This window comes from Streptomyces sp. NPDC050743 (assembly GCF_044456925.1).
Classification (GTDB): Bacteria; Actinomycetota; Actinomycetes; order Streptomycetales; family Streptomycetaceae; genus Streptomyces.
The window spans coordinates 1-26,903 of sequence record NZ_JBITGJ010000043.1; the positions used below are offsets into that span (position 1 = coordinate 1).

23 protein-coding genes, 1 rRNA gene, 4 pseudogenes and 1 riboswitch are annotated in these 26,903 nt (G+C 70.4%); of the genes and pseudogenes, 16 read left to right on the forward strand and 12 right to left on the reverse strand.

Annotated features, from left to right (window positions below; translation table 11 throughout):
- From rrf to ACIBJF_RS31605, 11 genes and pseudogenes are all read left to right on the forward strand, one after another.
- Positions 1–95: ribosomal RNA gene (rrf, locus tag ACIBJF_RS31555) — 5S ribosomal RNA — on the forward strand; the annotation flags it as partial.
- Between the two features lie 107 nt (positions 96–202).
- On the forward strand, positions 203–811 hold the full coding sequence (locus ACIBJF_RS31560; protein ID WP_351808020.1) for a CDP-alcohol phosphatidyltransferase family protein: 609 nt from the start codon (positions 203–205) through the stop codon (positions 809–811).
- A gap of 113 nt (positions 812–924) precedes the next feature.
- Positions 925–3,420: a sugar phosphate nucleotidyltransferase gene (locus ACIBJF_RS31565; protein WP_399178811.1), complete on the forward strand. Its 2,496-nt coding sequence runs from the start codon at positions 925–927 to the stop codon at positions 3,418–3,420.
- A gap of 149 nt (positions 3,421–3,569) precedes the next feature.
- Positions 3,570–4,487, forward strand: coding sequence for a DUF881 domain-containing protein (locus ACIBJF_RS31570; RefSeq protein ID WP_399178813.1), 918 nt, complete (start codon positions 3,570–3,572; stop codon positions 4,485–4,487).
- Positions 4,484–4,816, forward strand: coding sequence for a small basic family protein (locus ACIBJF_RS31575; RefSeq protein WP_003988855.1), 333 nt, complete (start codon positions 4,484–4,486; stop codon positions 4,814–4,816). The genes ACIBJF_RS31570 and ACIBJF_RS31575 overlap by 4 nt, the downstream gene beginning before the upstream one ends.
- 5 nt (positions 4,817–4,821) lie before the next feature.
- On the forward strand, positions 4,822–5,697 hold the full coding sequence (locus ACIBJF_RS31580; RefSeq protein WP_399178814.1) for a DUF881 domain-containing protein: 876 nt from the start codon (positions 4,822–4,824) through the stop codon (positions 5,695–5,697).
- Between the two features lie 190 nt (positions 5,698–5,887).
- A complete protein-coding gene (locus tag ACIBJF_RS31585) occupies positions 5,888–6,715 on the forward strand; it encodes an FHA domain-containing protein (RefSeq protein ID WP_399178816.1) in 828 nt (275 codons plus the stop codon).
- Between the two features lie 44 nt (positions 6,716–6,759).
- Positions 6,760–7,497, forward strand: coding sequence for a MerR family transcriptional regulator (locus ACIBJF_RS31590; RefSeq protein ID WP_399178818.1), 738 nt, complete (start codon positions 6,760–6,762; stop codon positions 7,495–7,497).
- Between the two features lie 85 nt (positions 7,498–7,582).
- Positions 7,583–8,056 carry a bifunctional nuclease family protein gene (locus tag ACIBJF_RS31595; protein ID WP_053666762.1) on the forward strand — a complete coding sequence of 158 codons (474 nt, stop codon included), beginning with the start codon at positions 7,583–7,585 and terminating at the stop codon, positions 8,054–8,056.
- A 232-nt stretch (positions 8,057–8,288) separates the two neighbouring features.
- Complete coding sequence (locus ACIBJF_RS31600; RefSeq protein WP_351808014.1) at positions 8,289–8,972, forward strand: MerR family transcriptional regulator; 684 nt, start codon at positions 8,289–8,291, stop codon at positions 8,970–8,972.
- A 67-nt stretch (positions 8,973–9,039) separates the two neighbouring features.
- Positions 9,040–10,486 (forward strand): annotated as a pseudogene (locus ACIBJF_RS31605) (DNA polymerase IV).
- 137 nt (positions 10,487–10,623) lie between these two features.
- Here the strand turns inward: ACIBJF_RS31605 and ACIBJF_RS31610 are convergent.
- A pseudogene (locus ACIBJF_RS31610) lies at positions 10,624–10,821 on the reverse strand (PRC-barrel domain-containing protein); the annotation flags it as partial.
- A gap of 77 nt (positions 10,822–10,898) precedes the next feature.
- Positions 10,899–10,993, forward strand: a riboswitch (glycine riboswitch).
- A 173-nt stretch (positions 10,994–11,166) separates the two neighbouring features.
- Here ACIBJF_RS31610 and gcvP point away from each other — a divergent pair.
- Positions 11,167–14,052: an aminomethyl-transferring glycine dehydrogenase gene (gcvP, locus tag ACIBJF_RS31615; protein ID WP_399178821.1), complete on the forward strand. Its 2,886-nt coding sequence runs from the start codon at positions 11,167–11,169 to the stop codon at positions 14,050–14,052.
- A 52-nt stretch (positions 14,053–14,104) separates the two neighbouring features.
- Here the strand turns inward: gcvP and ACIBJF_RS31620 are convergent, their stop codons facing one another.
- From ACIBJF_RS31620 to modA, 4 genes are read right to left on the reverse strand one after another with little or no spacing between them, the layout of a single operon-like run.
- On the reverse strand, positions 14,105–14,524 hold the full coding sequence (locus tag ACIBJF_RS31620) for a molybdopterin-binding protein (RefSeq protein ID WP_399178823.1): 420 nt from the start codon (positions 14,522–14,524) through the stop codon (positions 14,105–14,107).
- Between the two features lie 28 nt (positions 14,525–14,552).
- Positions 14,553–15,638 carry an ABC transporter ATP-binding protein gene (locus ACIBJF_RS31625; protein WP_399178825.1) on the reverse strand — a complete coding sequence of 362 codons (1,086 nt, stop codon included), beginning with the start codon at positions 15,636–15,638 and terminating at the stop codon, positions 14,553–14,555.
- Positions 15,639–15,681: 43 nt separating this feature from the next.
- Complete coding sequence (gene modB, locus ACIBJF_RS31630; protein ID WP_399178827.1) at positions 15,682–16,542, reverse strand: molybdate ABC transporter permease subunit; 861 nt, start codon at positions 16,540–16,542, stop codon at positions 15,682–15,684.
- Complete coding sequence (gene modA, locus ACIBJF_RS31635) at positions 16,539–17,360, reverse strand: molybdate ABC transporter substrate-binding protein (protein WP_399178923.1); 822 nt, start codon at positions 17,358–17,360, stop codon at positions 16,539–16,541. Before modA ends, modB begins: the two co-directional genes overlap by 4 nt.
- Before the next feature lie 165 nt (positions 17,361–17,525).
- On the opposite strand from modA, the pseudogene ACIBJF_RS31640 reads away from it, so the two are divergent.
- Positions 17,526–18,054 (forward strand): annotated as a pseudogene (locus ACIBJF_RS31640) (molybdopterin-dependent oxidoreductase).
- On the opposite strand, the pseudogene ACIBJF_RS31645 reads toward ACIBJF_RS31640, so the two are convergent.
- Positions 17,969–18,226 (reverse strand): annotated as a pseudogene (locus tag ACIBJF_RS31645) (hypothetical protein); the annotation flags it as partial. The pseudogenes ACIBJF_RS31640 and ACIBJF_RS31645 sit on opposite strands and share 86 nt — an antisense overlap.
- On the opposite strand from ACIBJF_RS31645, the gene ACIBJF_RS31650 reads away from it, so the two are divergent.
- Positions 18,226–18,690 carry a PucR family transcriptional regulator gene (locus ACIBJF_RS31650; RefSeq protein WP_399178829.1) on the forward strand — a complete coding sequence of 155 codons (465 nt, stop codon included), beginning with the start codon at positions 18,226–18,228 and terminating at the stop codon, positions 18,688–18,690. The pseudogene ACIBJF_RS31645 and the gene ACIBJF_RS31650 overlap by 1 nt on opposite strands.
- A gap of 18 nt (positions 18,691–18,708) precedes the next feature.
- Here the strand turns inward: ACIBJF_RS31650 and ACIBJF_RS31655 are convergent, their stop codons facing one another.
- Positions 18,709–19,104: a molybdopterin-binding protein gene (locus ACIBJF_RS31655; RefSeq protein ID WP_399178831.1), complete on the reverse strand. Its 396-nt coding sequence runs from the start codon at positions 19,102–19,104 to the stop codon at positions 18,709–18,711.
- A gap of 124 nt (positions 19,105–19,228) precedes the next feature.
- Between ACIBJF_RS31655 and ACIBJF_RS31660 the strand changes: the two genes are divergently transcribed.
- On the forward strand, positions 19,229–19,810 hold the full coding sequence (locus ACIBJF_RS31660; protein WP_399178833.1) for a DUF1707 domain-containing protein: 582 nt from the start codon (positions 19,229–19,231) through the stop codon (positions 19,808–19,810).
- A 51-nt stretch (positions 19,811–19,861) separates the two neighbouring features.
- Here the strand turns inward: ACIBJF_RS31660 and ACIBJF_RS31665 are convergent, their stop codons facing one another.
- The 5 genes from ACIBJF_RS31665 to ACIBJF_RS31685 form a co-directional block, all read right to left on the reverse strand.
- Entirely contained in the window at positions 19,862–21,817 is a 1,956-nt protein-coding gene (locus ACIBJF_RS31665; protein WP_399178834.1) for an amino acid transporter, read from the reverse strand.
- Between the two features lie 300 nt (positions 21,818–22,117).
- The gene (locus ACIBJF_RS31670) at positions 22,118–22,675 is read right to left on the reverse strand and encodes a hypothetical protein (protein WP_399178836.1); all 558 of its coding nucleotides are present in this window, start codon (positions 22,673–22,675) and stop codon (positions 22,118–22,120) included.
- Positions 22,676–22,841: 166 nt separating this feature from the next.
- Positions 22,842–23,372 (reverse strand): universal stress protein, encoded by a 531-nt coding sequence (locus ACIBJF_RS31675; RefSeq protein ID WP_399178838.1) that lies wholly within the window; start codon positions 23,370–23,372, stop codon positions 22,842–22,844.
- Positions 23,373–23,672: 300 nt separating this feature from the next.
- Positions 23,673–23,879, reverse strand: a complete 207-nt coding sequence (locus tag ACIBJF_RS31680; protein WP_351808028.1) for a DUF5999 family protein — start codon at positions 23,877–23,879, stop codon at positions 23,673–23,675.
- Positions 23,880–24,156: 277 nt separating this feature from the next.
- Entirely contained in the window at positions 24,157–24,756 is a 600-nt protein-coding gene (locus tag ACIBJF_RS31685) for a hypothetical protein (protein ID WP_399178840.1), read from the reverse strand.
- 570 nt (positions 24,757–25,326) lie between these two features.
- Here ACIBJF_RS31685 and ACIBJF_RS31690 point away from each other — a divergent pair.
- Positions 25,327–26,844, forward strand: a complete 1,518-nt coding sequence (locus tag ACIBJF_RS31690; protein WP_399178842.1) for a glutamate--cysteine ligase — start codon at positions 25,327–25,329, stop codon at positions 26,842–26,844.
- Positions 26,845–26,903 lie beyond the last annotated feature (59 nt).

The following is a 26,903-nucleotide window of genomic DNA, read 5'->3' on the forward strand; positions in this document are numbered from 1 at the left end:
AAACGCCCGGTTACATTCCGAACCCGGAAGCTAAGCCTCACAGCGCCGATGGTACTGCAGGGGGGACCCTGTGGGAGAGTAGGACGCCGCCGAACTCCTTTTACAGCTCCGGCTCTTGGGCACTGCCCAGGGGCCGGAGCTTTTTTGCGTTGAGGTAGGGTCAGGGGGCATCGTTGGCTCGTTTCGCACAGGAGGCCCTCGGGTGGAGGTCCAGGAGACGCGTGTCCAAACGGACCGGGTCCTCACCATCCCCAACATCCTCAGCATGGCACGGCTCGTCGGCGTACCCCTGTTCCTGTGGTTGATCCTCAGGCCCGAGTTCGGGGGCCCCAAGAGCGACGGCTGGGCTCTCCTCGTGCTGGCCTTCAGCGGGATCAGTGACTATCTCGACGGCAAGCTCGCCCGGCGCTGGAATCAGATCAGCAGCCTCGGCCGGCTTCTCGATCCCGCCGCCGACCGACTCTATGTTCTTTCCACGTTGGTCGGTCTCACCTGGCGGGAGATCCTGCCGCTGTGGCTGACCGCCCTCCTGCTCGCGCGAGAGCTGATGCTTCTGGTGATGGTGGGCATCCTCCGCCGGCACGGGTATCCGCCGCCCCAGGTGAACTTCCTCGGGAAGGCGGCCACCTTCAACTTGATGTACGCCTTCCCGTTGCTGCTCCTTAGCGATGGGAGCGGTTGGATCGCGTCACTCGCTGCTGTTTTCGGATGGGCGTTCGCCGGATGGGGTACAACGCTCTACTGGTGGGCAGGAGTGCTCTACGTGGTACAAGTCCGCCGTTTGGTTCGTGCGGACGCCATGGCCGATTGAGCTCGGCGATTGTCCGGACGTTACGCCACATGGCCCGCGGTGGAAAAGTGCGGGACAATCTGGACGGGTGAAGTCGGCTAGACCGTCGTCTCTTGGAGGAGGACGCTTCCGACATGAAGGCCGTCGTGATGGCCGGGGGCGAAGGCACCCGCCTGCGCCCCATGACCTCTAGCATGCCCAAGCCGCTCCTGCCCGTGGCCAACCGCCCGATCATGGAGCACGTGCTACGGCTGCTCAAAAGGCACGGGCTCAACGAGACCGTCGTCACCGTCCAGTTCCTGGCATCGCTCGTCAAGAACTACTTCGGCGATGGCGAAGAGCTCGGAATGGAGCTCACCTATGCCAATGAGGAGAAGCCACTCGGTACCGCCGGAAGCGTCAAGAACGCCGAGGAGGCGTTGAAAGACGATGCCTTCCTCGTCATCTCCGGCGATGCCCTGACCGACTTCGACCTCACGGAGCTGATCAATTTCCACAAGGAGAAGGGCGCACTGGTCACGGTCTGTCTGACCCGGGTGCCCAATCCGCTGGAGTTCGGCATCACCATCGTCGACGAGGAAGGCAAGGTCGAGCGTTTCCTGGAGAAGCCGACCTGGGGGCAGGTCTTCTCCGACACCGTCAACACGGGCATCTATGTCATGGAGCCCGAGGTCTTCAACTATGTGGAACCCGATGTTCCGGTCGACTGGTCCGGCGACGTCTTCCCGCAGCTGATGAAGGAAGGCAAGCCGATCTACGGCTTTGTCGCCGAGGGCTACTGGGAGGACGTCGGTACCCACGAGAGCTATGTGAAGGCCCAGGCCGACGTTCTCGAGGGCAAGGTGGACGTCGACATCGACGGCTTCGAGATTTCTCCTGGAGTGTGGGTGGCGGAAGGTGCCGAGGTGCACCCCGATGCCGTACTGCGCGGGCCGCTGTACATCGGCGACTACGCGAAGGTCGAAGCCGGCGCGGAAATCCGGGAGCACACGGTCGTCGGCTCGAACGTCGTCGTCAAGAGCGGCGCGTTCCTGCACAAGGCCGTCGTGCACGACAACGTGTACGTGGGGCAGCACAGCAATCTGCGCGGCTGTGTCGTCGGCAAGAACACCGACATCATGCGGGCCGCGCGGATCGAGGACGGCGCGGTCATCGGAGACGAGTGCCTGATCGGTGAGGAATCGATCGTCCAGGGCAACGTCCGGGTCTATCCGTTCAAGACCATCGAGGCCGGTGCCTTCGTCAACACGTCCGTCATCTGGGAGTCCAGGGGCCAGGCCCATCTGTTCGGCGCCCGGGGCGTGTCCGGCATCCTGAACGTGGAGATAACGCCGGAACTCGCCGTTCGGCTGGCCGGCGCCTACGCGACCACCCTCAAGAAGGGCTCCACGGTCACCACGGCCCGCGACCACTCCCGAGGTGCCCGTGCGCTCAAGCGGGCGGTCATATCCGCTCTGCAGGCCAGCGCCATCGACGTACGCGACCTGGAGAACGTACCGCTGCCCGTGGCCCGGCAGCAGACCGCGCGCGGCAGCGCCGGCGGCATCATGATCCGGACCTCGCCGGGTGTGCCGGACTCGGTCGACATCATGTTCTTCGACGGCAACGGCGCCGACCTGTCGCAGGGCAGCCAGCGCAAGCTGGACCGGGTGTTCGCGCGGCAGGAGTACCGCAGGGCGTTCCCTGGTGAGATCGGCGACCTGTACTTCCCGGCGAGCGTCTTCGACTCCTACACCGGATCGCTGCTGCGGAACGTCGACACGACCGGGATCGCCGAGTCCGGCCTGAAGGTCGTCGTCGACGCCTCCAACGGCAGTGCCGGGCTGGTGCTCCCCAGCCTGCTCGGCAAGCTGGGCGTGGACTCCCTGACCATCAACCCCGGTCTCGACGAGTCCCGGCCCACGGAGACGGAGGAGATGCGGCGCAAGGGGCTGGTGCGGCTGGGCGAGATAGTGGCGTCCTCGGGGGCCGCGTTCGGGGTCCGGTTCGACCCCGTCGGCGAGCGGCTGTCGCTCGTGGACGAGAAGGGCCGGATCATCGAGGACGACCGCGCGCTGCTGGTGATGCTGGATCTGGTGGCCGCGGAGCGGCGCAGCGGCCGGGTGGCGCTGCCGGTGACCACGACCCGGATCGCCGAGCAGGTGGCCGCCTACCACGGCACCCAGGTCGAATGGACGACGACGTCGCCGGACGACCTCACGCGCGTCGGCGGCGAGGAGGGCACCATCTTCGGCGGTGACGGCAAGGGCGGGTTCATCGTCCCCGAGTTCAGCAGCGTCTACGACGGCACGGCGGCCTTCGTACGGCTGATCGGGCTGGTGGCGCGCACACAGCTCACGCTGAGCCAGATCGACGCGCGGATCCCGCGGGCGCACGTGCTCAAGCGGGACCTGGCCACGCCGTGGGCCGTCAAGGGTCTGGTCATGCGGCGGGTGGTCGAGGCGGCAGGGGATCGCTTTGTCGACACCACGGACGGTGTGCGGGTCGTGGAGACGGACGGGCGCTGGGTGATGGTGCTGCCCGACCCGGCCGAGGCCGTCACCCATCTGTGGGCCGAGGGACCCGACGACGCCTCGGCACAGGCCCTGCTGGACGAGTGGTCCGCCGTCGTGGACAGCGCCGGGAGGTAAGGCCCGGAGGCAAGGCCCGGCGGTGAGCGAGTACACGCCGCCGGGCAGCAAAACCCACGCACGCGCGCGTGCCGGACAAGTGTCCCCCAAGGGGGCCTGTCCGGCACGCCGGTAGGGCCATTCGGAGGTACTCCTCGCGACATGCGACGATGTGCGGCATGCCGCAGCAACCCCCCGTTCGGAGCAGCCCCACGCGGGCGCGGCGCCCGGACGCCTCCATGTCGTTGATCACCAACGTCATGGACCACAGCCTCGACGACGGGTACGCCGAGGCCGCCGCCCGCAAGAAGTCCGAGGGCGAGGGCGGTCTGCCCAAGACCCTCCGGGCGAAGCTCGGCCTCGCGGCCGGCCTCGTCCTCGCTGCGCTCGTCGTGACCGTCGGGGCGGCGCAGACACGGGCTGCGGCGCCCGTGGTGGCCAAGGAGCGGCAGGAGCTGATCGACCGCATCGACAGCGAGACCGCGAACGCGGACAAGCTGGAGGGCACGGTCGACAGGCTCCGGGACGACGTCAGCGCGCGCCAGCGGGCGGCTCTGAGGTCGAGCGGCGGCAGTGCACAGGCGGACCTGGTGGGCGTGCTGTCGGGCGCCACGGCGGTCCACGGGCCGGGCGTCAAGCTCGTCGTGAACGACGCCAAGGAGGCCAGCACCGGCGGTGACGGCACCAACCCGCGGGAGACCTCCGGGTTCTCCGACACCGGCCGGGTCCGCGACCGGGACATGCAGCGCGTGGTCAACGGGCTGTGGGAGTCCGGAGCCGAGGCCGTCTCCATCAACGGCCAGCGGCTGACCGCCCTGTCCGCGATCAGGGCCGCGGGGGACGCCATACTGGTCGACAACAAGCCGCTCGTGCCGCCGTACACGGTGCTGGCGGTGGGGGACGGGGAGCGGTTGAGCACCGAGTTCCAGAGCAGTGCGGACGGCCTGTATCTGCACGCCTTGGAGCAGAACTTCGGCATCCGCGCCACCATCTCCGCGGAGGGCGACGTACGGTTGCCCGCCGCACCGAGTGTGATCGTACGCACAGCACAGCCGAGCACCGAGAAGACTGAGAAGGGCACATCGTGATCGCCGTACTGGGCCTCGTCGTGGGAGTCGTGGCCGGCCTGTTGGTCCGGCCCGAGGTTCCGGCGGTCGTCGAGCCTTATCTGCCGATCGCCGTCGTCGCGGCGCTGGACGCCGTCTTCGGCGGTCTGCGGGCCATGCTCGACGGGATCTTCGACGACAAGGTCTTCGTGGTGTCGTTCCTGTCGAACGTGGTCGTCGCCGCGCTGATCGTTTTCCTGGGCGACAAGTTGGGCGTCGGTGCGCAGCTGTCCACGGGTGTCGTGGTCGTCCTCGGTATCCGGATCTTCTCCAACGCCGCGGCGATCCGGCGGCATGTGTTCCGGGCGTGATACCGATGAGCGAGCCGAACGAGCCGAACGAGCGGAACGGGCAGCCGGACAAGCCGGACCAGCCGGGCCAGCCGGAGCACAGGCTGCGCAAGGAGCTGCCCGAGGAGGTGCCCGCGCGGGCACCGGAGCCGGCGCCGGGGCAGAAGGGGGAAGAGCCGCTGACCGGTCGGCAGCGGCTGGTGAAGGGTCTGTGGCCGCCGCGGGTGAGCCGGGCCCAACTCATCGTCGCGCTGCTGCTGTTCGGGCTCGGCTTCGGCCTGGCCGTGCAGGTGGCGTCGAACAGCGACAGCGACAGCGCGCTGCGCGGCGCGCGCCAGGAAGATCTTGTTCGCATTCTCGATGAACTGGATTCGCGTACACAGCGTCTTGAGGACGAGAAGCAGGGACTCGAAAAGCAGCGCCAGGAACTGCAGAGCAGCTCCGACCAGGCGGCGGAGGCTCGCAAGCAGACGGCCGAGAAGGAGAAGCAACTCGGCATTCTGGCGGGCACGGTGGCGGCGCAGGGTCCCGGCATCACGATGACGATCGAGGACACGAAGGGGACGGTCAAGGCGGACATGCTGCTCGACGCGATCCAGGAGCTGCGCGCGGCCGGTGCGGAGGCGATCCAGGTCAATGGGGTCCGGGTGGTCGCGGGCACCTATTTCACGGACTCCGGCAAGGGTGTCGGTGTCGACGGGAACAAGATCAATTCCCCCTATCGTTTCAAGGTCATCGGCAAGCCGCAGGACCTTGAGCCGGCGTTGAACATCCCGGGAGGCGTGGTGCAGACGCTGGAGAAGGAGCAGGCCACGGTGACGGTCCAGCAGTCGGGCAAGATCGTCGTGGACGCCTTGCGACAGGCGAAGCGGCCTGACTACGCTCGGTCGTCCTCCCAGTGAACCGGTGGTGCATGGGGGACGTCGGGCAGGGGCATGAGGTTGCGGGGGGTCGGCGCACCGAAGGGGTGGTGCGTGGTGGAAACTGTCTGGTGGATACGGACGTTGTGAGAATGTCCGGCTCGGCCGGTGTAGGCAATCAGGGTTCGTCCTGCCCCACGGGCGGGTCTGTTTCGGTCAAGGGGAATCGCCCGTGAAGTTGTTTGCGAAGTTGTTCCGCAAGAGCGCGCGAGAGGGCAGCGACAACGCGACCGCTCGTCACCGCGCACAGCCTGACGCGGAAGGTCAGCGCCCGCTGTTCCGGGACCAGGTCGCTGGTCCGGGCGGTGACATTTCCGGAGGTCAGGGCGGGGCGTCGGTTGACCCTGCCCAGTCCGGCGGCATAGGTTTCGGGCAACCGTCAACCTCAGGTGCGGGTGGAGGGTTCGCCCTCGGTCCGTACGCGTCCAACGCCCCGGCGGGGCAGCCGCAGGAGGATCCGTCGATGTCGGTCCTGGTGTGTACGAGGTGCGGTAACCGCAACGCGGAGAACGCCCGCTTCTGTTCCAACTGTGGCGCGCCGCTGCGCCCCGGAGTGGCGCCGGAGCGTGCCTCCGAGACGACGTCCACGATCTCGATCTCCGGGATCGAGGCCTACGACGCCGAGGTCACCGGTCAGACGCAGATGCCGATGCTGTCGCCCGAGGCGCAGGCCGCGGTGGACGCGCTGCCGATGGGCTCGGCGCTGCTGGTGGTGCGCCGGGGACCGAACTCGGGCAGCCGCTTCCTGCTGGACAGCGACCTGACCACGGCCGGCCGTCATCCGCAGAGCGACATCTTCCTGGACGACGTCACGGTCTCGCGGCGGCACGTGGAGTTTCGGCGCTCCCCGGACGGCTCGTTCACCGTGGCCGACGTGGGCAGCCTGAACGGCACGTACGTCAACCGCGAGCGAATCGATCAGGTCCCGCTGTCGAACGGTGACGAGGTGCAGATCGGCAAGTACCGGCTGGTGTTCTACGCGAGCCGGCAGGGCATCTGACCCGCCCCCGGACCGGTGTCCGGGGGGACCCCCAGGGAAGGTCCATGCTTCAAACACCGAGCGGCGGTGCCGGAAGCGGTACCGCCGCCAGGGACAGCAGGCTGATGAGCATCGGCACGGTGCTGAACGTGCTGCGCGAGGAGTTCCCCGAAGTCACCGTCTCCAAGATCCGTTTCCTGGAGTCGGAGGGGCTCATCGAGCCGCAGCGGACCCCTTCGGGATATCGCAAGTTCAGCGCCGGGGATGTGGAGCGTCTGGCGCATGTGCTGCGGATGCAGCGGGACCACTATCTTCCGCTCAAGGTGATCCGCGAGCACCTGGACGCCATGGAGCGGGGCGAGGCCGTCCAGCTGCCCGTGGTGGGCCGTCAGCGCACCGCTGAGGACGTTTCGGAGCCGTCCGCGGCGCGCACGGTGGCCCGGATCGGCAGGGCCGAGCTCCTGGCGGCCGCGGAGATCGACGAGGGCGACCTCGAGGAGTGGGAGTCGTACGGGCTCATCGCTCCCCTGGAGGACGGGGCGTACGACGCCGAGGCCGTCACCGTGGCCTCGCTCGTCGCCGAACTGGGCCGGTTCGGGATCGAGCCACGCCACCTTCGGGTGATGAAGGCGGCCGCCGACCGCGAGGCCGGACTGGTCGACCAGGTGGTGGCCCCGCTCAGGCGCCACCGCAACCCGCAGACCAGGGCCCATGCCGAGGCCCGTGCGAAGGAGCTGGCGGCGCTCACGGTGAAGCTGCACACGGCACTGGTGCAGACCGCTCTCGGGGTGCGGCTGCCCTGAACAGCGGGGGTCGTGAGCGGCCGGATCGGCCACCTGTTCCCGGCCCGACTACCCAAACGTCCCGAGCACGGCCTAGGGTTGCTGTGTGAACGAGCTCGATGTCGTAGGTGTCCGGGTCGAAATGCCCTCCAACCAACCGATCGTGCTCCTGCGCGAAGTGGGAGGCGACCGTTACCTCCCCATCTGGATCGGGCCGGGGGAGGCGACGGCGATCGCGTTCGCCCAGCAGGGCATGGCCCCCGCCAGGCCGCTGACCCACGACCTGTTCAAGGACGTGCTGGAGGCCGTCGGCCAGGAGCTGACCGAAGTACGCATCACCGATCTGCGTGAAGGTGTTTTCTACGCGGAGCTGGTCTTCGCCAGCGGCGTCGAGGTCAGCGCCCGCCCCTCCGATGCCATAGCGCTGGCCCTGCGCACCGGAACGCCGATCTACGGCAGTGACGCGGTGCTGGACGACGCCGGCATCGCCATTCCGGACGAGCAGGAGGACGAGGTGGAGAAGTTCCGCGAGTTCCTCGACCAGATCTCGCCCGAGGACTTCGGCACCAGCAGCCAGTGAGTCGAACGGCCGGCCGGTGTGCGTCGGCGCCCCTGTGCGCGGGCAATTGCCACCGGCCATTGAGAGCGTCCTGCGGCCTCCCCCGAACGCATTCGGCTAGCCTTTCCCCGCGGTGGGACACGGGAAACCACTCCCAGGGTGATTATCACTCGGCGTGCCGAGTGTGGCGATCGTTGACGCACCCCTGGTGACTGCCTACCGTCGTGAAGGCAGGTCAAGGACGGAGGTCGGCGTGAGCACCAGCGGCGACGGTACGGCTGGGGGTGCCCCCGGACGCGGGTTCGGGGAGAGCGGTCCGTACCCTCCCCCTAGCTCTCAGCTGCGTTCGAACAGCGGGTATCCCCAACCGAGCAGCGCGGTCGGTCACGCTCCGCAGCGGCCGACGGTGGTGCCGAACGGCGGAGGGGCGGCGTCCATGGCGGCGGAACACATCGGCTACCGCGGGCCGACGGCCTGCGCGGCCGCGGGCATCACTTACCGGCAGCTGGACTACTGGGCGCGCACCGGCCTGGTGGAGCCGAGCGTGCGGCCCGCGTACGGGTCGGGGACGCAACGGCTGTACAGCTTCCGTGACGTCGTCGTCCTGAAGATCGTCAAGCGGTTCCTGGACACCGGGGTCTCGCTGCAGAACATCCGCACGGCCGTGCAGCACCTCAGGGAACGCGGTTTCCGTGACCTGGAGCGGATGACCCTGATGAGCGATGGCGCCACGGTGTACGAGTGCACCTCGCCGGACGAGGTCCACGCCCTGCTGCAGGGCGGCCAGGGCATCTTCGGGATCGCCGTCGGCGTGGTGTGGCGGGACGTCGAAAGCGCGCTCTCCCAGCTGCACGGCGAGCGCGTCGACACCGGCGAGACGCTGGTCGGGCACAACCCCGCGGACGAGCTGGCACGGCGGCGCAACCGGGCGGTCTGAGGGCGGTCCGGCCCCGGCGCGCTCCGAACCCCCGGCATTGTCAGTGCCGTGGTGCAGCATCGGAGATGTGAGAAACGCGCCCACGATCCTGCATCTCGACATGGATGCCTTCTACGCCTCGGTGGAGCAGGCATCCAAGCCGAGCCTGCGCGGGAAGGCGGTCGTCGTGGGCGGGCTCGGGCCGCGCGGGGTCGTGGCCACCGCGTCGTACGAGGCACGTGTCTTCGGGGTCCACTCGGCGATGCCCATGGCCCAGGCACGCCGGCTGGCACCCAACGCCGCGTATCTGGTGCCGCGCTTCACTGTGTATCGGGCGATCAGCGAGCAGGTGATGGCGCTGCTGCGGGAGCTGTCGCCGCTGGTGGAGCCGCTCAGCCTGGACGAGGCGTTCGTGGATCTGGAGGCCGGGGGGACGGCCTGGGACGAGGAGTCGGCGCGGCTGGCCGGGATCAGGCTGCGCGCGGACATACGGGCGGTCACCGGGCTGACCGGATCGGTGGGGCTCGCCGCCTCCAAGATGCTCGCCAAGATCGCCTCGGAGGAGGCCAAGCCGGACGGCCTGGTGCTCATCCGGCCGGGCACCGAGCGGGCCCTGCTGGGGCCCATGCCGGTGCGGACCCTGCCGGGGGTCGGGCCGGCCACCGGGGACCATCTGCGCCGCGCCGGGATCACGACGGTCGAGGAGCTGGCCGAGGCGGGCGAGGACGAGCTGGTCCGGCTGCTGGGCAAGGCACACGGGCACGCGCTGTACGCCATGGCCCTGGCCCATGACGAGCGGCCCGTGGTGGCCGAGCGTGAGGCGAAGTCGGTGTCGGTCGAGGACACCTACGACGTGGACATCCATGACCGGCTCCGGATCGGGCTGGAGGTGCAGCGGCTCGCCGACCGGTGTGTGGGGCGGCTGCGCGGGGCCGGGCTGTCGGGGCGGACGATCGTGCTGAAGGTGCGCCGGTACGACTTCTCGACCCTGACCCGCTCCGAGACGCTCAGAGGGCCCACGGACGATCCCGCGGTCGTGCGGGAGGCGGCCGCGCGGCTGCTGGACTCCGTGGACACCACAGGTGGGGTACGGCTGCTGGGCGTGGGCGTCTCCGGGCTCGCCGACTACACCCAGGAGGACCTGTTCGCGCAGGCCATGCCGTCACCTGCGGCGGAGGAGCCGGAGAGGGGTGAGACGGAGTCCGTTCTGGAGCGGCCGGAGCCGGTTGAACGGCACTGGCGGGCAGGCCAGGACGTACGGCATGCGGAGTACGGGCACGGGTGGGTGCAGGGGAGTGGGCTGGGGCGGGTCACCGTGCGGTTCGAGACGCCGCAGTCCGCCCCGGGGCGGGTGCGGACGTTTTCTGTCGACGATCCCGCGCTGGAGTCTGCCGATCCGTTGCCGTTGGTCTCGGATCCTTCCCACCCACCCACCCGCCCCGGACCCGGAGAGAGGTCACGTCTCCTCTGAACCCGCCAGCTTGCCGAAGTCGTGGTCCGGGGCCGAGGAAGGCGATGCCACGTCCAGGCCGTAGTGGTGGTACAGCTGCAGCTCCTGCTCGGGGGAGAGATGGCGGCCCACGCCGAAGTCGGGGGCGTCCTTGATCAGGGCGCGGTCGAAGGGGACGTGGAGGGAGCCCTCGATCAGCTCGCTCGGTTCCAGGGGGACGAAGGCGTCGCGGGAGAACAGACCGGTGCGTATCGCCGCCCACTCGGGCACGCCGGTCGCGTCGTCGAGGTACACCTCGTCGATGGTGCCGATCTTGGTGCCGTGGCGGTCGAACGCCTTGCGGCCGATCAGGTTGCGCGGATCGATCTCGGTCTGCACGGTCCCTCTCCCTCCACGTGGTCGCAACTCATCCGTAAGCACTACGAAAGAGCAGATTCAGGGAGGCGGCCACTCGAGGGCCCGGTCGCCGGCCCCGCTGGTAGGCTGACAGCGGCTGCTGACCCCGTGCGGGAGAGTCCTCCGACCACCTCGGAGGCGCCGAAGGAGCAAATCCTCCCCGGAATCTCTCAGGCTCACGTACCGCACGGACGAGGTCACTCTGGAAAGCAGGGCGGGTGTCGACGGCTCCCGCTCTCACCGACGGTGAAAACCGGGATCTTCAAGGCCCCGGTGAAGCTCTCAGGTTGAGATGACAGAGGGGGAGGCCGTCCGGGCACCCGCGCCGTGGTGCCCTCGAAGGTCGCGTCAGACCAGGAGGCCTCCGCAATGACCGCCCATCGTATTCCGCTCTCGGAGCTCGAAGCGGGCATCCCGTTCGAGCAGCGCCACATCGGGCCCGACCAGGAGGCGCGGGCCAAGATGCTCGCGCACGTCGGCTACGGCTCGCTGGACGAGCTGACCGCCGCGGCGGTCCCGGATGTGATCAAGAACGCCGACGCCCTCGACCTGCCGGGCGCCCGCACCGAGGCCGAGGTGCTCGCCGAGCTGCGCTCGCTCGCCGACCGCAACCAGGTCCTCGACTCCATGATCGGCCTCGGCTACTACGGCACCTTCACCCCGCCGGTGATCCTGCGCAACGTCATGGAGAACCCGGCCTGGTACACGGCCTACACCCCGTACCAGCCGGAGATCTCCCAGGGTCGACTCGAAGCGCTGCTGAACTTCCAGACGATGGTCGCCGACCTCACCGGGCTGCCCACCTCCGGCGCCTCCCTGCTGGACGAGGGCACCGCGGCCGCCGAGGCGATGGCGCTGTCCCGGCGCATGGGCAGGAACAAGAAGGGCCTGTTCCTCATCGACGCGGACGCGCTGCCGCAGACCATCGCCGTCATCCAGACCCGCGCCGAGCCGACCGGTGTCGAGGTGGTCGTCGCCGACCTCAGCGAGGGCATCCCGGCCGACATCGCCGCGCGTGAGATCAACGGCGTGCTGATCCAGTACCCCGGCGCCTCCGGTGCCGTACGTGACATCAAGCCGGTCATCGACCAGGCGCACGAGCTCGGCGCGCTCGTCACCGTCGCCGCCGACCTGCTCGCGCTGACCCTGCTGACCTCGCCGGGCGAGCTGGGCGCGGACATCGCCGTCGGCACCACCCAGCGCTTCGGTGTGCCGATGGGCTTCGGCGGCCCGCACGCCGGCTACATGGCGGTGCACGAGAAGTTCGCGCGCAGCCTGCCCGGCCGTCTCGTGGGCGTCTCCGTCGACGCCGACGGCAACAAGGCCTACCGGCTCGCGCTGCAGACCCGCGAGCAGCACATCCGCCGGGAGAAGGCGACCAGCAACATCTGCACCGCGCAGGTGCTGCTCGCCGTGATGGCCGGCATGTACGCCGTCTACCACGGCCCCGAGGGCCTGCAGACCATCGCCCGGCGCACCCACCGGTACGCCACGATCCTCGCCGCGGGCCTGAAGGCCGGCGGTGTCGAGATCGTGCACGGCGCGTTCTTCGACACCCTGACCGCGCGGGTGCCCGGCAAGGCCGCCGAGGTCGTCGCCGCCGCCCGGGAGCACGGCGTCAACCTGCACCTGGTCGACGCCGACCAGGTCTCGATCGCCTGCGACGAGACCACCAAGCGGGCCCAGGTCGCCGCCGTGTGGTCCGCCTTCGGCGTCGAGGGCGACATAGAGGCCGTGGACGCGACGGCCGAGGACACCCTGCCCGAGGCGCTGCTGCGCACCGACCCCTACCTCACCCACCCGGTCTTCCACCAGCACCGGTCCGAGACGGCGATGCTGCGCTACCTGCGCAGGCTGGCCGACCGCGACTACGCGCTGGACCGCGGCATGATCCCGCTGGGCTCGTGCACCATGAAGCTCAACGCCACCACCGAGATGGAGCCGGTCACCTGGCCCGAGTTCGGCCAGCTGCACCCCTTCGCCCCGGCCGAGCAGGCCGAGGGCTACCTCACGCTCATCCGCGAGCTGGAGGAACGTCTCGCCGAGGTCACCGGCTACGACAAGGTCTCCCTGCAGCCGAACGCCGGTTCGCAGGGCGAGCTGGCCGGTCTGCTCGCCGTGCGCGGCTACCACCGCGCCAATGGGGACGAGCAGCGCACCGTCTGCCTGATCCCGTCCTCGGCGCACGGCACCAACGCCGCGAGCGCCGTGATGGCCGGCATGAAGGTCGTCGTCGTCAAGACCGCCGAGGACGGCGAGATCGACGTCGCGGACCTGCGCGCCAAGATCGAGCAGTACCGTGACGAGCTGGCGGTGCTGATGATCACCTACCCGTCCACGCACGGTGTGTTCGAGGAGCACGTCGCCGACATCTGCGCCCAGGTCCACGAGGCCGGCGGCCAGGTGTACGTCGACGGCGCCAACCTCAACGCCCTGGTCGGCCTCGCCAAGCCGGGCCACTTCGGCGGTGACGTCTCGCACCTGAACCTGCACAAGACCTTCTGCATCCCGCACGGCGGCGGCGGCCCCGGCGTCGGCCCGGTCGGCGTCCGCTCGCACCTGGCGCCGTACCTGCCGAACCACCCGATGCAGCCGGCCGCGGGCCCGGAGACGGGCGTCGGCCCGATCTCGGCCGCTCCGTGGGGCTCCGCGGGCATCCTGCCCATCTCCTGGGCGTACGTCCGGCTGATGGGCGGCGAGGGCCTGAAGCGGGCGACGCAGGTGGCCGTGCTCTCCGCGAACTACATCGCCAAGCGCCTGGAGCCGCACTACCCGGTGCTCTACACCGGCCCCGCCAACCTGGTCGCGCACGAGTGCATCATCGACCTGCGCCCGCTGACCAAGGCGACCGGTGTGAGCGTGGACGACGTGGCCAAGCGCCTGATCGACTACGGCTTCCACGCGCCGACCATGTCCTTCCCGGTGGCCGGCACGCTGATGATCGAGCCGACCGAGTCGGAGGACATCACCGAGCTGGACCGGTTCTGCGACGCGATGATCGCCATCCGCGCGGAGATCGAGAAGGTCGGCGCGGGCGAGTGGCCGGCGGAGGACAACCCGCTGCGGGGCGCCCCGCACACCGCCGCCGCGCTCAGTGGTGAGTGGAAGCACGCCTACAGCCGCGAGGAGGCCGTCTTCCCGGCCGGTGTCTCGGCCGCCGACAAGTACTGGCCGCCGGTGCGCCGTATCGACCAGGCCTTCGGCGACCGCAACCTGGTGTGCTCCTGCCCGCCGCTGGACGCGTACGAGGACTGAGCGAGCCGTGCCACAGGGCCCCGTCCGGTTTCCGGGCGGGGCCCTCGCCGTGTCATGCCGTCGCCAGGGACACCTCGGTCGCCTTGATCAGGGCGATCACGTCGGAGCCCACGAAGAGGCCGAGGTCGGCGACCGCGTCCTTGGTGATCGCCGCGGTCAGTTCGCCGCCGTCGACGGTGACCTTGACGGTGGCCATGACGGTGCCGGTCGTGAGACCGGTGACCGCGCCGGGCAGCTGGTTGCGGATCGACAGGCCCTGGACCCGCTGGGTGGCCAGGGAGACCTCGGTCGACTTCACCAGCGCGCGGACGGGCGTGCCGGGGGCGAGGGAGAGCTCCTCGGCGGACTCCTTGGTGATGGCCGCCATGAGTTCCTGGCCGCCGTCCAGCCGGAGTCTGACGGTGGCCATGGCCTCGCCCGGATGGACCTCGGTGACGGTGCCGGGGAGCTGGTTGCGGATGCTCAGGGTCATGGGCACCCACGGTAGAGCGCCCATCCGGTCAGGCCGGGTATGCGTGTGTCTGCGTCGCTTTGACCGTCGCCCAGACAGCGGCGCCGGGATGCAGGTCGAGCTCGGCGGCGGCGACCGTGGTGAGGTCGGCGGCCAGGGGGAGTTCGCCGGTGAGGTCGGCGCGGATCTGGTCGCCGTGCGTCTCCAGGCCGGCCACCTCGCAGCGCCAGAGGTTGCGGGCGCTGGCGCCGGTGGGGCGGTCGCGGAACAGGGTGACGGCGGACGGCGGGAACGCCACGAAGGCCGGACCGGACAGGACCTCGGTGGTCGTGATCCCCGGGCCCGCGTCGAGTCGTACCGTGTGCCCGTCCGCCTGGCCGCGGTAGAGGTTGAGTCCGACGAGCTGGGCGATGTAGTCGGTGCGTGGGTGGCGGGCGATGTCGGCCGGGGTGCCCTCCTGGACGACCCGGCCGTGCTCGATCACGACCAGCCGGTCGGCGAGCACCATGGCGTCCAGTGGGTCGTGCGTCACCAGGACGGCGACCGCCTCGAAGTCGGCGAGGTGGCGGCGCAGTTGGGCGCGGACCTCCAGGCGGGTGCGGGCGTCCAGGGCGGCCAGGGGCTCGTCCAGGAGCAGCAGCCTCGGGTGGGTGGCCAGGGCGCGGGCGAGGGCCACGCGCTGGGCCTGCCCGCCGGACAGGCGGCGCGGCTTGGCGCCGGCGTGGTCGGTGAGGCCCATGCGGTCCAGCCAGGCCGCGGCCTGTGCGCGGGCCTCGGTTTTGCCCGCGCCCTGGCAGCGGGGGCCGAAGGCGACGTTGTCCAGGGCGGACAGGTGCGGGAAGAGCAGATAGTCCTGGAAGACGACGCCGACCGGGCGGGACTCCGGGGGAGTGTGCTCCAGCGCGGCTCCGTCCAGGCGCAGATGACCGTCGGTGAGAGGGACGAGTCCGGCCAGGGCACGCAGGGCGGTGGTCTTGCCGGCGCCGTTGGGACCGAGCAGGGCGACGACGTCTCCGGGTTCGGCGGTCAGGGCCACCTCGAGCCGGAAGGAGCCGCGGTCGACGACGAGGTGGGCGTCGAGTCCCTCGTCGACCGCCCTCCTGAGGCCGACTTCGGGGGCATCGATGTCGGTCATGGGTCTGTACGCTCGCACATGCCCGGGGTCGGCTGCCATGTGCTCACGCCCCCGTCATCCAGCGGTCCCGCAACCCCGCCAGCACCGCGATCGACACCGCCAAGAGGACCAGGCTCAGGGAGATCGCGGCGTCGGGGTCGTTCTGCAGGGCCAGGTAGACCGCGAGGGGCATGGTCTGGGTGCGGCCGGGAAAGTTGCCCGCGAAGGTGATCGTCGCGCCGAACTCGCCGAGCGCACGCGCCCAGGCGAGGACCGCGCCCGCCGCGATGCCGGGCGCGATCAGCGGCAGGGTGACCCGGCGGAACGCCGTGAAGCGGGACGCACCGAGCGTGGTCGCCGCCTCCTCGAAGCGCGGGTCGGCCGCGCGCAGGGTGCCCTCGACGCTGATGACCAGGAAGGGCATCGCGACGAACGCCTCCGCGATCACGACCCCGGTGGTGGTGAACGGCAGCGTGATCCCGAACCAGGAGTCCAGCACCTTGCCGATCACCCCGTTGCGGCCGAGGGCCAGCAGCAGTGCCACACCGCCGACCACCGGCGGCAGCACGAGGGGCAGCGTCACCAGGGCCCGTACGAGGCCCCGGCCGGGGAACTCCGTGCGAGCCAGCAGCCAGGCCAGCGGCACTCCCAGGACGAGGCTGACGGCCGTTGCCGCTGTGGCGCTGACCAGCGACAGCTGGAGCGCCTGCCACACCTCCGTACTGGTCAGCTGGTCCGGCAGGCTGCGCCAGGGCGCGCGGATGATCAGCGCGACCAGCGGCAGCAGCAGGAACGCCAGCGCCAGCAGGCCCGGCAGCAGCAGCGGCAACGGCACCCCGCGCCGGCCCCCCGCGCCGACGCGGCGGTGCCGCGGCCGGTCCGTGCGGGGACCGGTCGCGGCGCCGGGCTTGTGCAGCGAGGTCACGGCTTGAGGAACCCCGCCTCGCCGAGCGCCTTCTGGCCCTCGGCGGACTGCACCAGGGCGATGAACGCCTTGGCGGCCTGGGCGTTCGGCGCGTTCTTCAGCAGGACGATCGGGTAGTCGTTGATCGCCTTGGCGGACTCGGGGAACTCCACGCCCTCCACCTTGCCGGCCGCGGACTTCACATCCGTCTTGTAGACGACCGCGGCGTCGGCCTCCTTCAGCTCCACCTTGTTCAGGGCGGCCTTGACGTCCTGCTCGTAGGAGACCGGGGTCAGCTTGAACTTGGCGGCGTCCAGGGCCTTCTGCGCGGCGGCGCCGCACGGCACGGTCTTGTCGCACAGCACGACCTTCAGACCGGACTTGGTGAGGTCCTTCAGGGAGGACACCTTGTCCGGGTTGCCCGGCAGGGTGGCGATCTCCAGTTGGTTGCGCACGAAGGTGGCCGGGGTGCCGACCGCGTCCTTCTTGTCCGTCACGATCGCCATGGTCTTGGGGCTGGCGGCGGCGAAGACGTCCGCCGGGGCGCCGCCGGTGATGCTCGCGGCGAGGGTGTCGCTGCCGCCGAAGTTGAAGCTGACCTTGGTGCCCGGGTGCTGCTTCTCGAACTCCTTGCCCAGGGTCGTGAAGCTCTCCTTCAGGGAGGCGGCGGCGAACACGGTGACGTTGCCGGACAGCTTCGGGGAGGCGGAGTTCGAGGTGTCCGACGTCGTGTCCTTCGCGTCCGAGGACGAGGAGCAGGCGCTGAGGGCCATCAGGGCGGCGGCTCCCGCGCCGGCCAGCTGCAGCGACCGCCGGGTCCGGCGCAGGGAACGGGTCATCACGGATCTACTCCTCAGGTTCTGTGGAACAACTGTCGCGCCCTGTCACGGCCGGGAGCACCGGCCGTGCGGCGATGATACTGCCGCATCTGCCAGCCGTAAGTCTCCTGTCTCATCGCATGAGCTGCGAACTTGTGACTTGCAGCTTGCATGTGCGTTTGCACGATGCGCCGCGGCGGGTACGGTGCTGCGGGGAGGTGGTCGCAGGTGACGCTCGCGCAACTGGCCCTGACCGGCGATCTGGCCCGGCCCGCCCGGCTGACCGTTCCGGACCTGCTCCGCTGGCCGCAGCACCGGGTGGACGTCAGCTTCGAGTGCGCCCAGCGGCATCCAGCACCACCGGTTCGCCGGCCCCCGGCTGTACGACGTCCTCGCCGACACGGGGCCCGGCTTCGACCCGGTGCGTCGCAAGGACCGCCTGCGCTTTCTCATCGCGGTGACCGGCACCGACGGCCACCACGCCGTGCTGTCCTGGGCCGAGATCGACCCGGACTTCGCCGACGCGTCCGTCCTGCTGGGCGTGCGCATCGACGACACCCCGCTGGACGCGGCCGGGCCGCAGCTGGTGCTCCCGCAGGACCGGTGCGGGGCCCGGCACATCAGCGGGATCACGGCGATCCGGGTGGACGGCGGCTATCGCTGTGCCGGTCCAGCGATAGCCGCACCCGGTCACGCAGCAGCGGCAGCTCCGTGAACCGCGCGCCCGTGGCGTCCCGCAGCGCGTTGGCCAGGGCCGGGGCGACCGGGTTGAACGGGCTCTCGCTGATCGACCTGGTGCCCAGCGGGCCGATCGCGTCGGCGGTCTCCATCAAGTGCACCTCGGTGCGCGGCACGTCGGCGTACTGCGGGAGCCGGTAGCGGCGAGGTGTGGCCGCTGGTCGCCGGCTGCGTGCCCGGCGTCGTGCTGCACGGCGGCGTCGGCATGCCCGCGGCGGCGCCCGAGGGGCTGGGCGGCGCGCTGGCGCGGGCCCGTTACGCCCTCTCCTCGGCCCGCACCACCGCGACCGACGCCTCCCGCCTCACCGACGCCGGCTCCCTCACCACCCTCGACGCCCTGCTCACGGGGGTGCTGGCCGACGTGGGGGCCGCCTTCAGCCGTACGGTCCTCAGCCCGTTGCCGGAAGCCGACCGGCCCGCCACCGCCGTCCTGCTGAGCACGCTGGAGACCTTCCTGGCCTGCGACGGCTCCTGGGCGCGCGCGGCGCAGGCGCTGCATCCGCACGTCAACACCGTGCACTACCGGGTGGAGCGCATCGAGCGGCTCACCGGGCGCGATCTGTCCCGGCTGCGGGACCGGCTCGACCTGTGGGCCGCGCTGCTGTGCCGGTGACGGCAGGTGTGTGACGGGTCAGACGCGGTCGATGTGCACGTTGGTGGACTTCACGCGCGCGGTGGCCTCCATGCCGACCTCCAGGCCCAGTTCCTCGACGGCCTCCCGGGTCAGCAGCGACACCAGCCGGTGCGGGCCCGCCTGGATCTCCACCTGGGCGGCGACGTCACCGAGCTTGATCGCCGTGACGATGCCGGGGAAGGCGTTGCGGACGGATGTGTGGGAGGCGTCCTCCTCCCCGCCGCCCGCCTTGGCCAGTTCGACCGAGAAGGCGGCGAGATCCCTGCCGTCGATGAGGCGCCGTCCGGACTCGTCGCGATGGGTCGCCACCCGGCCCGCGTCGGCCCAGCGGCGGGCGGTGTCCGGGCTCACGCCGAGCAGCCGTGCCGCCTGGCCGATCGTGTAGGACTGCATGCCGGTCACGATAGGGCCATGCCGGGGGAACCGTGGACATGGGGTTGGCCGTTGGGTATAACGCGATATAGCGTTAGTTCGTGACGTCGGGCCCTGCGGGGACGTGCTGAATCGGGGTGAGGGTATGGCGGCCGAGCTGCTGCACACGCAGATGCCGTCCGGGCTGCGTGCCTCGCACGCGGACCGGGACCGGGTGGTGGACGTCCTGACGGGCGCGGCGGGCGACGGCCGGATCACGGCCGAGGAGCTGGACGAGCGCGTGACGGCCGCCCTGTCCGCCCGCACGCTCGGCGAGCTGGCGGCGCTCACCGCCGATCTGCCGGACGCGGGCGGCGCCGCACCGGCCAAGGACGTGGTGCGGATCGAGCAGCAGGGCGCATCGGCCGTACGCGCGGACGGCTGGCCGGTGCCGCGCCGGATGGAGATCGCGTCCGCCTGGGGAGACGTGACCCTGGACTTCACCGGCGCGGTGATCACACACGACACCCTGCGCATCGACCTCGACATGCGCGGCGGCACCCTGCGGCTGATCACCCGGCCCGGCGTCGTCGTGGACACCGACGCGCTGGTGATCGGCTACGGCAAGACCAAGGTGCGGCCCGCCGGCGATCCGGGGACGCCGGTCGTGCTCCGCGTGGAGATACACGGCCGGCTCAGCCTGGGGCGACTGGAGGTACGGCCGCCCAGGCGCTGGTTCGGCAGGTAGACCGCGCGTGCGACTGCATCGGACCGGTCTCCTGCCGAAGCCGGTCCGGCCTCAGCCGGTGTGCACCCGCGGGCGGCGTTGCCGGTTGGGTTCCGCCTCGCGCAGGACCTCGCGGGTGACCGGGGCGACTTCGCCCTGGCCGAAGAGGAAGAAGCGCAGGAAGTTGGCGAAGGGGTTGCCCTCGGTCCACTCGAAGTAGATGTGCGGGGTGCAGCCGGTCACGTCGCGGGCGTGCAGGAGGAGCGCGGCGAGGGCGTTGGGGATGGAGGAGGACTCCAGGGTCAGGACGCGGTAGCGGTTGTGCAGGACCTCGCCGCGCACGGTCAGACCCGCCTCGAACTCGGAGGGGTCGGTGACCGTGACCTCGACGAAGACGAAGTCCTCCTGCTCCGGCATGTCGTTGTCGGCGCGGATCTGCTCGACCTTGTCGCGGTACTCGGCCTTGTCGCGGTGGCCGGGCTCGTTGGCGATGAACCGTATCTTCCGGCTGGCCATGTCCCGGATGAAGCGTTCCGCCATCGGGTCCAGCGTCAGGCTGGTCACGCGCAGTTCGAAGGCACGGGCGAGCCGGGACAGCAGCGAGACCAGGATGATGCCGACGATGAAGCAGGCACCGATCTTCACACCGTCCGGGCGCTCGATGACGTTCACCACGGTCGTGTAGAGGAACACCGCGGAGATCACGGCGAAGCCGATGGTCCACTTGCGCTGCCCCGCCTTGCGCGCGGCGATGGTCACCGCGATCGCCGCGGAGCTGATGAGCACCAGCACACCGGTGGCATAGGCGCCGCCCTGCGCGTCGACGTTGGCGTCGAAGATCCAGGTGACCAGGAAGGCGATGAGCGTGAAGACGATGACCATCGGGCGCACCGCGCGCGCCCAGTGCGGCGCCATGCCGTAGCGGGGCAGATAGCGCGGCATCAGGTTCAGCAGGCCGGCCATGGCGGAGGCGCCGGCGAACCAGAGGATCGCGATGGTCGAGACGTCGTAGACCGTGCCGAAGGCGTTGCCGAGGTACTCGTGCGCGAGGTAGGCGAGTGCGCGCCCGTTGGCCTGACCGCCGGTCTTGAACTCGTTCTCCGGGATGAGCAGCGTGGTGATGAAGCTGGAGGTGATCAGGAAGGCGCTCATGATCAGCGCGGCCGTGGTGAGCAGCTTCTTCGTGTCGCGGATCCGGCCGGTCGGCTTCTCCTCGGTGTCCCCGGGATCGCCCTGGACGTGGGGCATGACGGCGACGCCGGTCTCGAAGCCGGACAGGCCGAGCGCGAGCTTGGGGAAGACGATCAGCGCCAGGCCGATCATGACGAAGACGTTGCCGTGCTGGGCGGTCAGCGCGCTCGACCAGTCGGTGATCACATGTCCCGCGGTGACCACGTGGTAGAGGCCGACGACCACGACGACGACGTTCAGCGCGAGGTAGACACCGACCAGCGCCGTCGCCACGCCGATCGCCTCCAGGAAGCCCTTGAGGAACACCGCGCCGAGCAGCGCCACCAGGATCAGGGTGATCAGCATCTGCTTGCCCTGCAGGGCGTCGGTCAGATGCGGGTTCTCGATCAGGTGGGTGGAGGCGTCGGCGGCCGACAGGGTGATCGTGATCAGGAAGTCGGTGGCGGCGAAGCCGAGCAGCGTCAGGACGAACAGCTTGCCCTGCCAGAAGGACAGCAGCCGCTCCAGCATGGCGATCGAACCCTCGCCGTGCGGGCTCTCCTCGGCGACCCTGCGGTACACCGGAAGCGCTCCGGCCAGGGTGACGATGACGAGGACGATGGTCGCGATCGGTCCGAGCAGTCCCGCCGCGAGCGCCGCGATGCCCGGCTGGTAGCCGAGGGTCGAGAAGTAGTCGACACCGGTCAGGCACATCACGCGCCACCAGCGCTGGCCCTTGTGCGGGGGTTCCGGCTCGGCGTGGGGCCCGGTGTGGCCGCCGTGCTTGCCCATGTCGGAGAGCCCCTCCAGCATCCAGTTGCGCAAGCGACTGGGAGGGGGGTGCTCGGTCGTGGCCATCGGTGGGCTCCTGTGTGCGGCTCAGCTCTTTTCCGGCCATCAAGCGGACGGCGGGCACCAGCGTATGCAGAGAGTGACGCCTGGGCCCACGGATCCCGGTGGGGAGGGCGTCAATCTTGCGTTAAGAATGGCGCGGGAGCGGCAGGGCAGCAGCAAGAAGAGGAGGCCGGAGAGTCTTCCCGGGAGACGGCCGGTCGGCCGACGGCCCGCGGTGCGGTGCCGGGGACGGCCACCGAGTGTCATTGCCCTGGGAGCCGTGGAGAGCCACCGATCGTGCGGCGGGGCCTTTGAAACACCACCTCATTTCATGCCGGAGGCCCGGAACACCGCCAGAGCCGTCTCATGGTCGAGGCGGCGGGCGAGGCGGCTCAGGGCGGTCGTGCCGCACAGCAGGGTGCCGGCGGCCTCGGATCGCCGGGCGCCCTCGTCGAGCAGATGCCGCAGGGCCGGGTTGCGGACCAGAACCTCGGGGTCGAGCTCGACCCGGTTGCCGAGGGCGTCGCGCAGGACCAGCCGCTGCGCGACGCCGTCCAGGGTCCGCACCGCGACGAGCAGATCGGTGCGGACCCGGCGGGTGCGCAGCAGACGGCGCGTGGCGAGCCAACCCGCACCGGCCGAGACCCGCGCCGGGACCAGAACCAGGAACAGCAGCAGGGCGATGCCCGCCCACAGGGCACCGCGCCACCAGATGAGGGTGCCGGCCGCCCAGTCGATGAGGAGCAGCATCCCGAGCAGCACGGCCGCGCACCGCAGCGACGCGCGCACCTCCGCTTCCCAGTCACGGTCGTGTGCCGTGCCGGCGGTGCCGGTCGGGTACGAGCCCGTGACCGGGGCGTGGGTGTCGTCGCGGTGCCTCATGACCGAGACGGTAGACACGCCCGGGCCCGCCGGAGCACGGCCGCCGCGCACCTTGACGGCGCCCTGACGGCCGACGGGCCGTTCTTGACGCGAACCCAGCGCGCCCGGCGCATCGAGGTCGCGGGACTGCGTGGCGCCTCATCGCGCTGTCACACCCCGGGGGGCCTCACAGCCCGCGGATGTCCATGCGCAGATGCCAGGTGTTGCGCCGGTGGACGGACAGCAGCTCCGACTCCAGCGGCGACGGGGGCACCGCTAGCACCGGGCAGACCGCGTGCGCCAGGCAGTGCCGCGAGACGCGGCCGGAGAAGGCGCGCTGCAGACCGCGCCTGCCCGCGCCCACCACCAGGACGTCGTCCTCCCGGTCGGCGGTCGCCACCAGCGCCGGGCCCGGAGCACCGCGGACGACGACGGCGTGCATCGGCACACCGGGGGCGTCCCCGCCGAAGATCTCCTCGAGCACCGAGGCAAGCCGCTGTCTGGCCAGCCGCTGCCAGTCCTCCACCAGCAGACCGGCGGCGGGGGAGCGGCGCGCGGCGGGGTCACCGCCGGGTGGCTCCCATGCCAGCACGGGCCACAGTTCCGCTCCCAGCCGGCGGGCCAGCGCGGTGGCCCGCCGCAGGGCCGTGACGCTGCCCAGGGAGCCGCTCACACCGACCACCACCCGAGCGCTCGCCGAGCCGTCGTAACCGGACATCACTCCACCGTTCCTCGCGGGCGACGCCGGGGCGTCTCGCGCGCGGACGTGCCCGCACTGCAAGGCCCTTGCTTCCTTCCATCCCACTCCCGTACCGGCGATTCGACCAGTGGGGCGGACGGTGTCTTTGCCACGGCGACCGGTGCGGCCGCTCGCCTGGAACAACCCGGCGTACCAGGCCCCGCGGGATGCACTCCGGTAGCGCTCGGCTACGGCCTGTAACCGGGCCCGGACACACGTCGGGGCCGGTGCGCACCGGATGTGTGCGGCCGGCCCCTCAGGTCGCTCGTCGTGCTCCGCTCAGGCGGCGGTCATCACCTGGTCCGCACCGAGCGGGCGGTGCGGGGCGATGACCCGGCCGTCGGGCAGCAGCTCACCGGTGTCCTCGAAGAGCAGGACGCCGTTGCACAGCAGACTCCATCCCTGCTCCGGGTGGTGCGCCACGAGACGGGCGGACTCCCGGTCGGCGGACTCGGCTGTCGGACACGGCGGCTGGTGCTGGCACATGGGTGGGATCTCTCGCTCTGTGGTGGTCATGGCCGTCCCCCGTGGTGATAAGTCGGTCGGAACCCAGTGTTGCCTTCTCGGCGTCATTCCGCAGGGATTTCGCAGCACCGCTTCTCACAGGTTCATGACGCGTCACCCGCGCGGACGGTTCAGTCCAAGTGCACTGTCACTTCGGGTGGTTCCCAGTGGCCGGATCGGGCTAGTCCCTGCAGGCCAGACCCCTGGCATGTACGTACCCCGCTCGCCGTCCGGGCAAGCGGGGTACGGGGTCGGCCGGTCAGGCGGGCGAGCCCAGCACGGGCGGCCCGAGCAGCGGCAGCGGAGTCGCGCGATGGGTCAGCACCGGAAGCAACTCGCTGACCGGCAAGGGCCGGTGTGCCGGGATGCCGGGTGGCGCCGGCGCCAGCGGGACGAGCAGATCGGTGTCGGCCGGGTGTCCCTCGGCTCCGTCGGCGGTGGTGTCGCCGTGCAGCCACAGGGTGAGCATGTACAGACCCGGCACGGACAGCAGCCGGGCCTGGTACGGCTGTTGCAGCGCCTCGGCCTGTTGCAGGGCGCGCTCGGTGGAGGGGACGTACGGGCCCTCGAAGAAGTGGGAGAAGGCCCAGCCGTCGGGGGTGAGCATGGTCTCCGCCGCGGCCACCGCCCGGTCGCCACAGCGGATCAGGAAGCGCCAGCCGGCCAGCCGGGTCGCGGACAGGCCAGGTGCGGTGATGCGGTCCAGCACGTGCACGGGCAGCGGGAGTTCGGGTGTCGTCGGCCCCTGCGCGGCGCGCAGGGAGGGGGTGCGGGCCTCACGCACCGCGGTGGGGGAACCGAGGGCGGTGAGGACGGAACGCAGGGCAGGCGCGGGGGCAGGGGGCACGTGAAGCGGCATGTGGGTCGCCTCTCTCGTTCGACAGGCGCGGCGGCGCGAGGAGGGGTGGGGCGGACGGCGCTGTCTGCTCACGGGAAGGCCGGAAGGGTGGAGGCCCGGGTCGGTGAACATGGGTGCGGCTCGGCCTGCCGCCCGTCGTCGGGACGGCCTGGACACGGCAGGAACCAGGACCGAGGCGTCAACCTTCTGCCTTGTGGGCGAAGTTTATATGACGCGTGTTCGGCCGTTGTTTCGTCTATCTCATCTCGGGAAGTCGCGCAAGGCGGTAATACGCCGACGATTTGCGGGACTCCTCCCGGTTCCCGGCCGCCCCGCCGCCGCTGACCTCGGAATACGCACCGGTAACGGTCGGCCGGATGTCGTCGGCGTTTTTCACGAGGTGCTCGGGGAACCCGAGGTGCGGGCTGACGCATGCCCCGTGAATGTGCCGCGGGGAACATTCCGACAGAGTAGCGGGTGCCCGGCTCGCGCGGGGCGTTATCGATCGCTTTCCACGGGGCATCATCCCCCCTGCACCCGGGAACCCGGCGGCCGGACCCCCGGCCCGCCCATCCGAGGAGGGACACTTCGATGGGGGAGAAGGTCGTGGCGGGGCGGTTCGATCTGTCCGATCGCCAGCGCTACCGCGAAAAGCTCCAGAAGTGTCTCGCGGGACTGGAGCGACTGTTGCGGGAGAAGCGATTCGATCGTCCCAAGAACCTCATGGGAGTCGAGATCGAATTGAATCTCGCCGGGCCGGACGGTATGCCGAAAATGTTGAACGGCCAGGTGCTGGAGCGCATCGCGAGCCGTGATTTCCAAACAGAACTCGCCATGTTCAACCTGGAAGTCAACATAGCCCCACACCGATTGGACGGCCGGGTATTCGACCGGCTCGCCGAGGAACTGCGCACCTCGCTCGCCTACGCCGACCGCAAGGCGCGCGAGGTGGACGCCGGCATCGTCATGATCGGCATCCTGCCCACGCTCGACCGCGACGACCTGGTCTCCTCCAACCTCTCTGAGGTGGACCGCTACACACTGCTCAACGACCAGATCGTGGCCGCGCGCGGCGAGGACTTCCGGGTCGACATCGAGGGCGTGGAGCACCTCGTCTGCACTTCCAAGTCCATTGTCCCCGAGGCCGCGTGCACCTCCGTACAGCTGCACCTCCAGGTCACCCCGGCCCGGTTCGCGGACGTGTGGAACGCGGCGCAGGTGGCCTGCGCCGCGCAGATCGCCGTCGGCGCCAACTCCCCGTTCCTGTTCGGTCGCGAACTGTGGCGCGAGTCCCGGCCCCCGCTGTTCCTGCAGTCCACCGACACCCGCCCGCCCGAGCTCCAGGCCCAGGGCGTACGGCCGCGCACCTGGTTCGGCGAGCGGTGGATCAGCTCCGCCTACGACCTGTTCGAGGAGAACCTGCGCTACTTCCCCGCGCTCCTGCCCATCTGCGACGACGAGGAACCGCTGGAGGTCGTCGAGGCGGGCGGCACGCCCCGACTGGCCGAACTGGTGCTGCACAACGGCACGATCTACCGCTGGAACCGGCCGGTGTACGGCATCGCCGACGGCGTACCGCACCTCAGGGTGGAGAACCGGGTGCTGCCGGCCGGTCCGACCATCACCGATGTGATCGCCAACGCCGCCTTCTACTACGGCCTGGTCCGTGCCCTCGCCGAGGAGTCCCGCCCGGTGTGGACCCGGCTGCCCTTCGCCGCGGCCGAGAAGAACTTCGACACCGCGTGCCGGTACGGCATCGACGCGCGGTTCGTATGGCCCCGGCGGGGACGCTACGGCGGCACCGGCGAGGTCGACGCGGTCACCCTGGTCCGCGACGAGCTGCTGCCGCTGGCCTCGGCCGGGCTGGACGCCTGGGGCGTGGAGCCGGCCGACCGCGACCTCTACCTGGGCGTCATCGAGGAGCGCTGCCGGCGCCGGGTGAACGGGGCGTCCTGGCAGGCGGCCACGTTCCACCGGCTGCTGGAGCAGGGCCTGACCCGGGACGCCGCGCTTGCCGCTACGACGCGGCGGTATGCCGAGCTGATGCATGTGGGAGAGCCGGTGCACATGTGGCCGGTGGGACTGCCGGAGGCGGTTCCTCTCGGATGATCAGCCGGTGAGCGGTGGGGCCGACGGCGGAGAGCGATTCTGGTCTCTCATGTCCGTCT

Coding starts and splice junctions, on each gene's coding strand:
- ACIBJF_RS31665 (WP_399178834.1), bottom strand. CDS start 21,817: ATGGCCACGACCGAGCACCCCCCTCCCAGTCGCTTGCGCAACTGGATG.
- gcvP (WP_399178821.1), top strand. CDS start 11,167: ATGACCGCCCATCGTATTCCGCTCTCGGAGCTCGAAGCGGGCATCCCG.
- ACIBJF_RS31580 (WP_399178814.1), top strand. CDS start 4,822: ATGAGCGAGCCGAACGAGCCGAACGAGCGGAACGGGCAGCCGGACAAG.
- ACIBJF_RS31570 (WP_399178813.1), top strand. CDS start 3,570: ATGTGCGGCATGCCGCAGCAACCCCCCGTTCGGAGCAGCCCCACGCGG.
- ACIBJF_RS31655 (WP_399178831.1), bottom strand. CDS start 19,104: ATGCAGTCCTACACGATCGGCCAGGCGGCACGGCTGCTCGGCGTGAGC.
- ACIBJF_RS31670 (WP_399178836.1), bottom strand. CDS start 22,675: ATGAGGCACCGCGACGACACCCACGCCCCGGTCACGGGCTCGTACCCG.
- ACIBJF_RS31620 (WP_399178823.1), bottom strand. CDS start 14,524: ATGACCCTGAGCATCCGCAACCAGCTCCCCGGCACCGTCACCGAGGTC.
- ACIBJF_RS31690 (WP_399178842.1), top strand. CDS start 25,327: ATGGGGGAGAAGGTCGTGGCGGGGCGGTTCGATCTGTCCGATCGCCAG.
- ACIBJF_RS31625 (WP_399178825.1), bottom strand. CDS start 15,638: ATGACCGACATCGATGCCCCCGAAGTCGGCCTCAGGAGGGCGGTCGAC.
- ACIBJF_RS31590 (WP_399178818.1), top strand. CDS start 6,760: ATGCTTCAAACACCGAGCGGCGGTGCCGGAAGCGGTACCGCCGCCAGG.
- ACIBJF_RS31660 (WP_399178833.1), top strand. CDS start 19,229: ATGGCGGCCGAGCTGCTGCACACGCAGATGCCGTCCGGGCTGCGTGCC.
- ACIBJF_RS31680 (WP_351808028.1), bottom strand. CDS start 23,879: ATGTGCCAGCACCAGCCGCCGTGTCCGACAGCCGAGTCCGCCGACCGG.
- modA (WP_399178923.1), bottom strand. CDS start 17,360: ATGACCCGTTCCCTGCGCCGGACCCGGCGGTCGCTGCAGCTGGCCGGC.
- ACIBJF_RS31675 (WP_399178838.1), bottom strand. CDS start 23,372: ATGTCCGGTTACGACGGCTCGGCGAGCGCTCGGGTGGTGGTCGGTGTG.
- ACIBJF_RS31685 (WP_399178840.1), bottom strand. CDS start 24,756: ATGCCGCTTCACGTGCCCCCTGCCCCCGCGCCTGCCCTGCGTTCCGTC.
- ACIBJF_RS31565 (WP_399178811.1), top strand. CDS start 925: ATGAAGGCCGTCGTGATGGCCGGGGGCGAAGGCACCCGCCTGCGCCCC.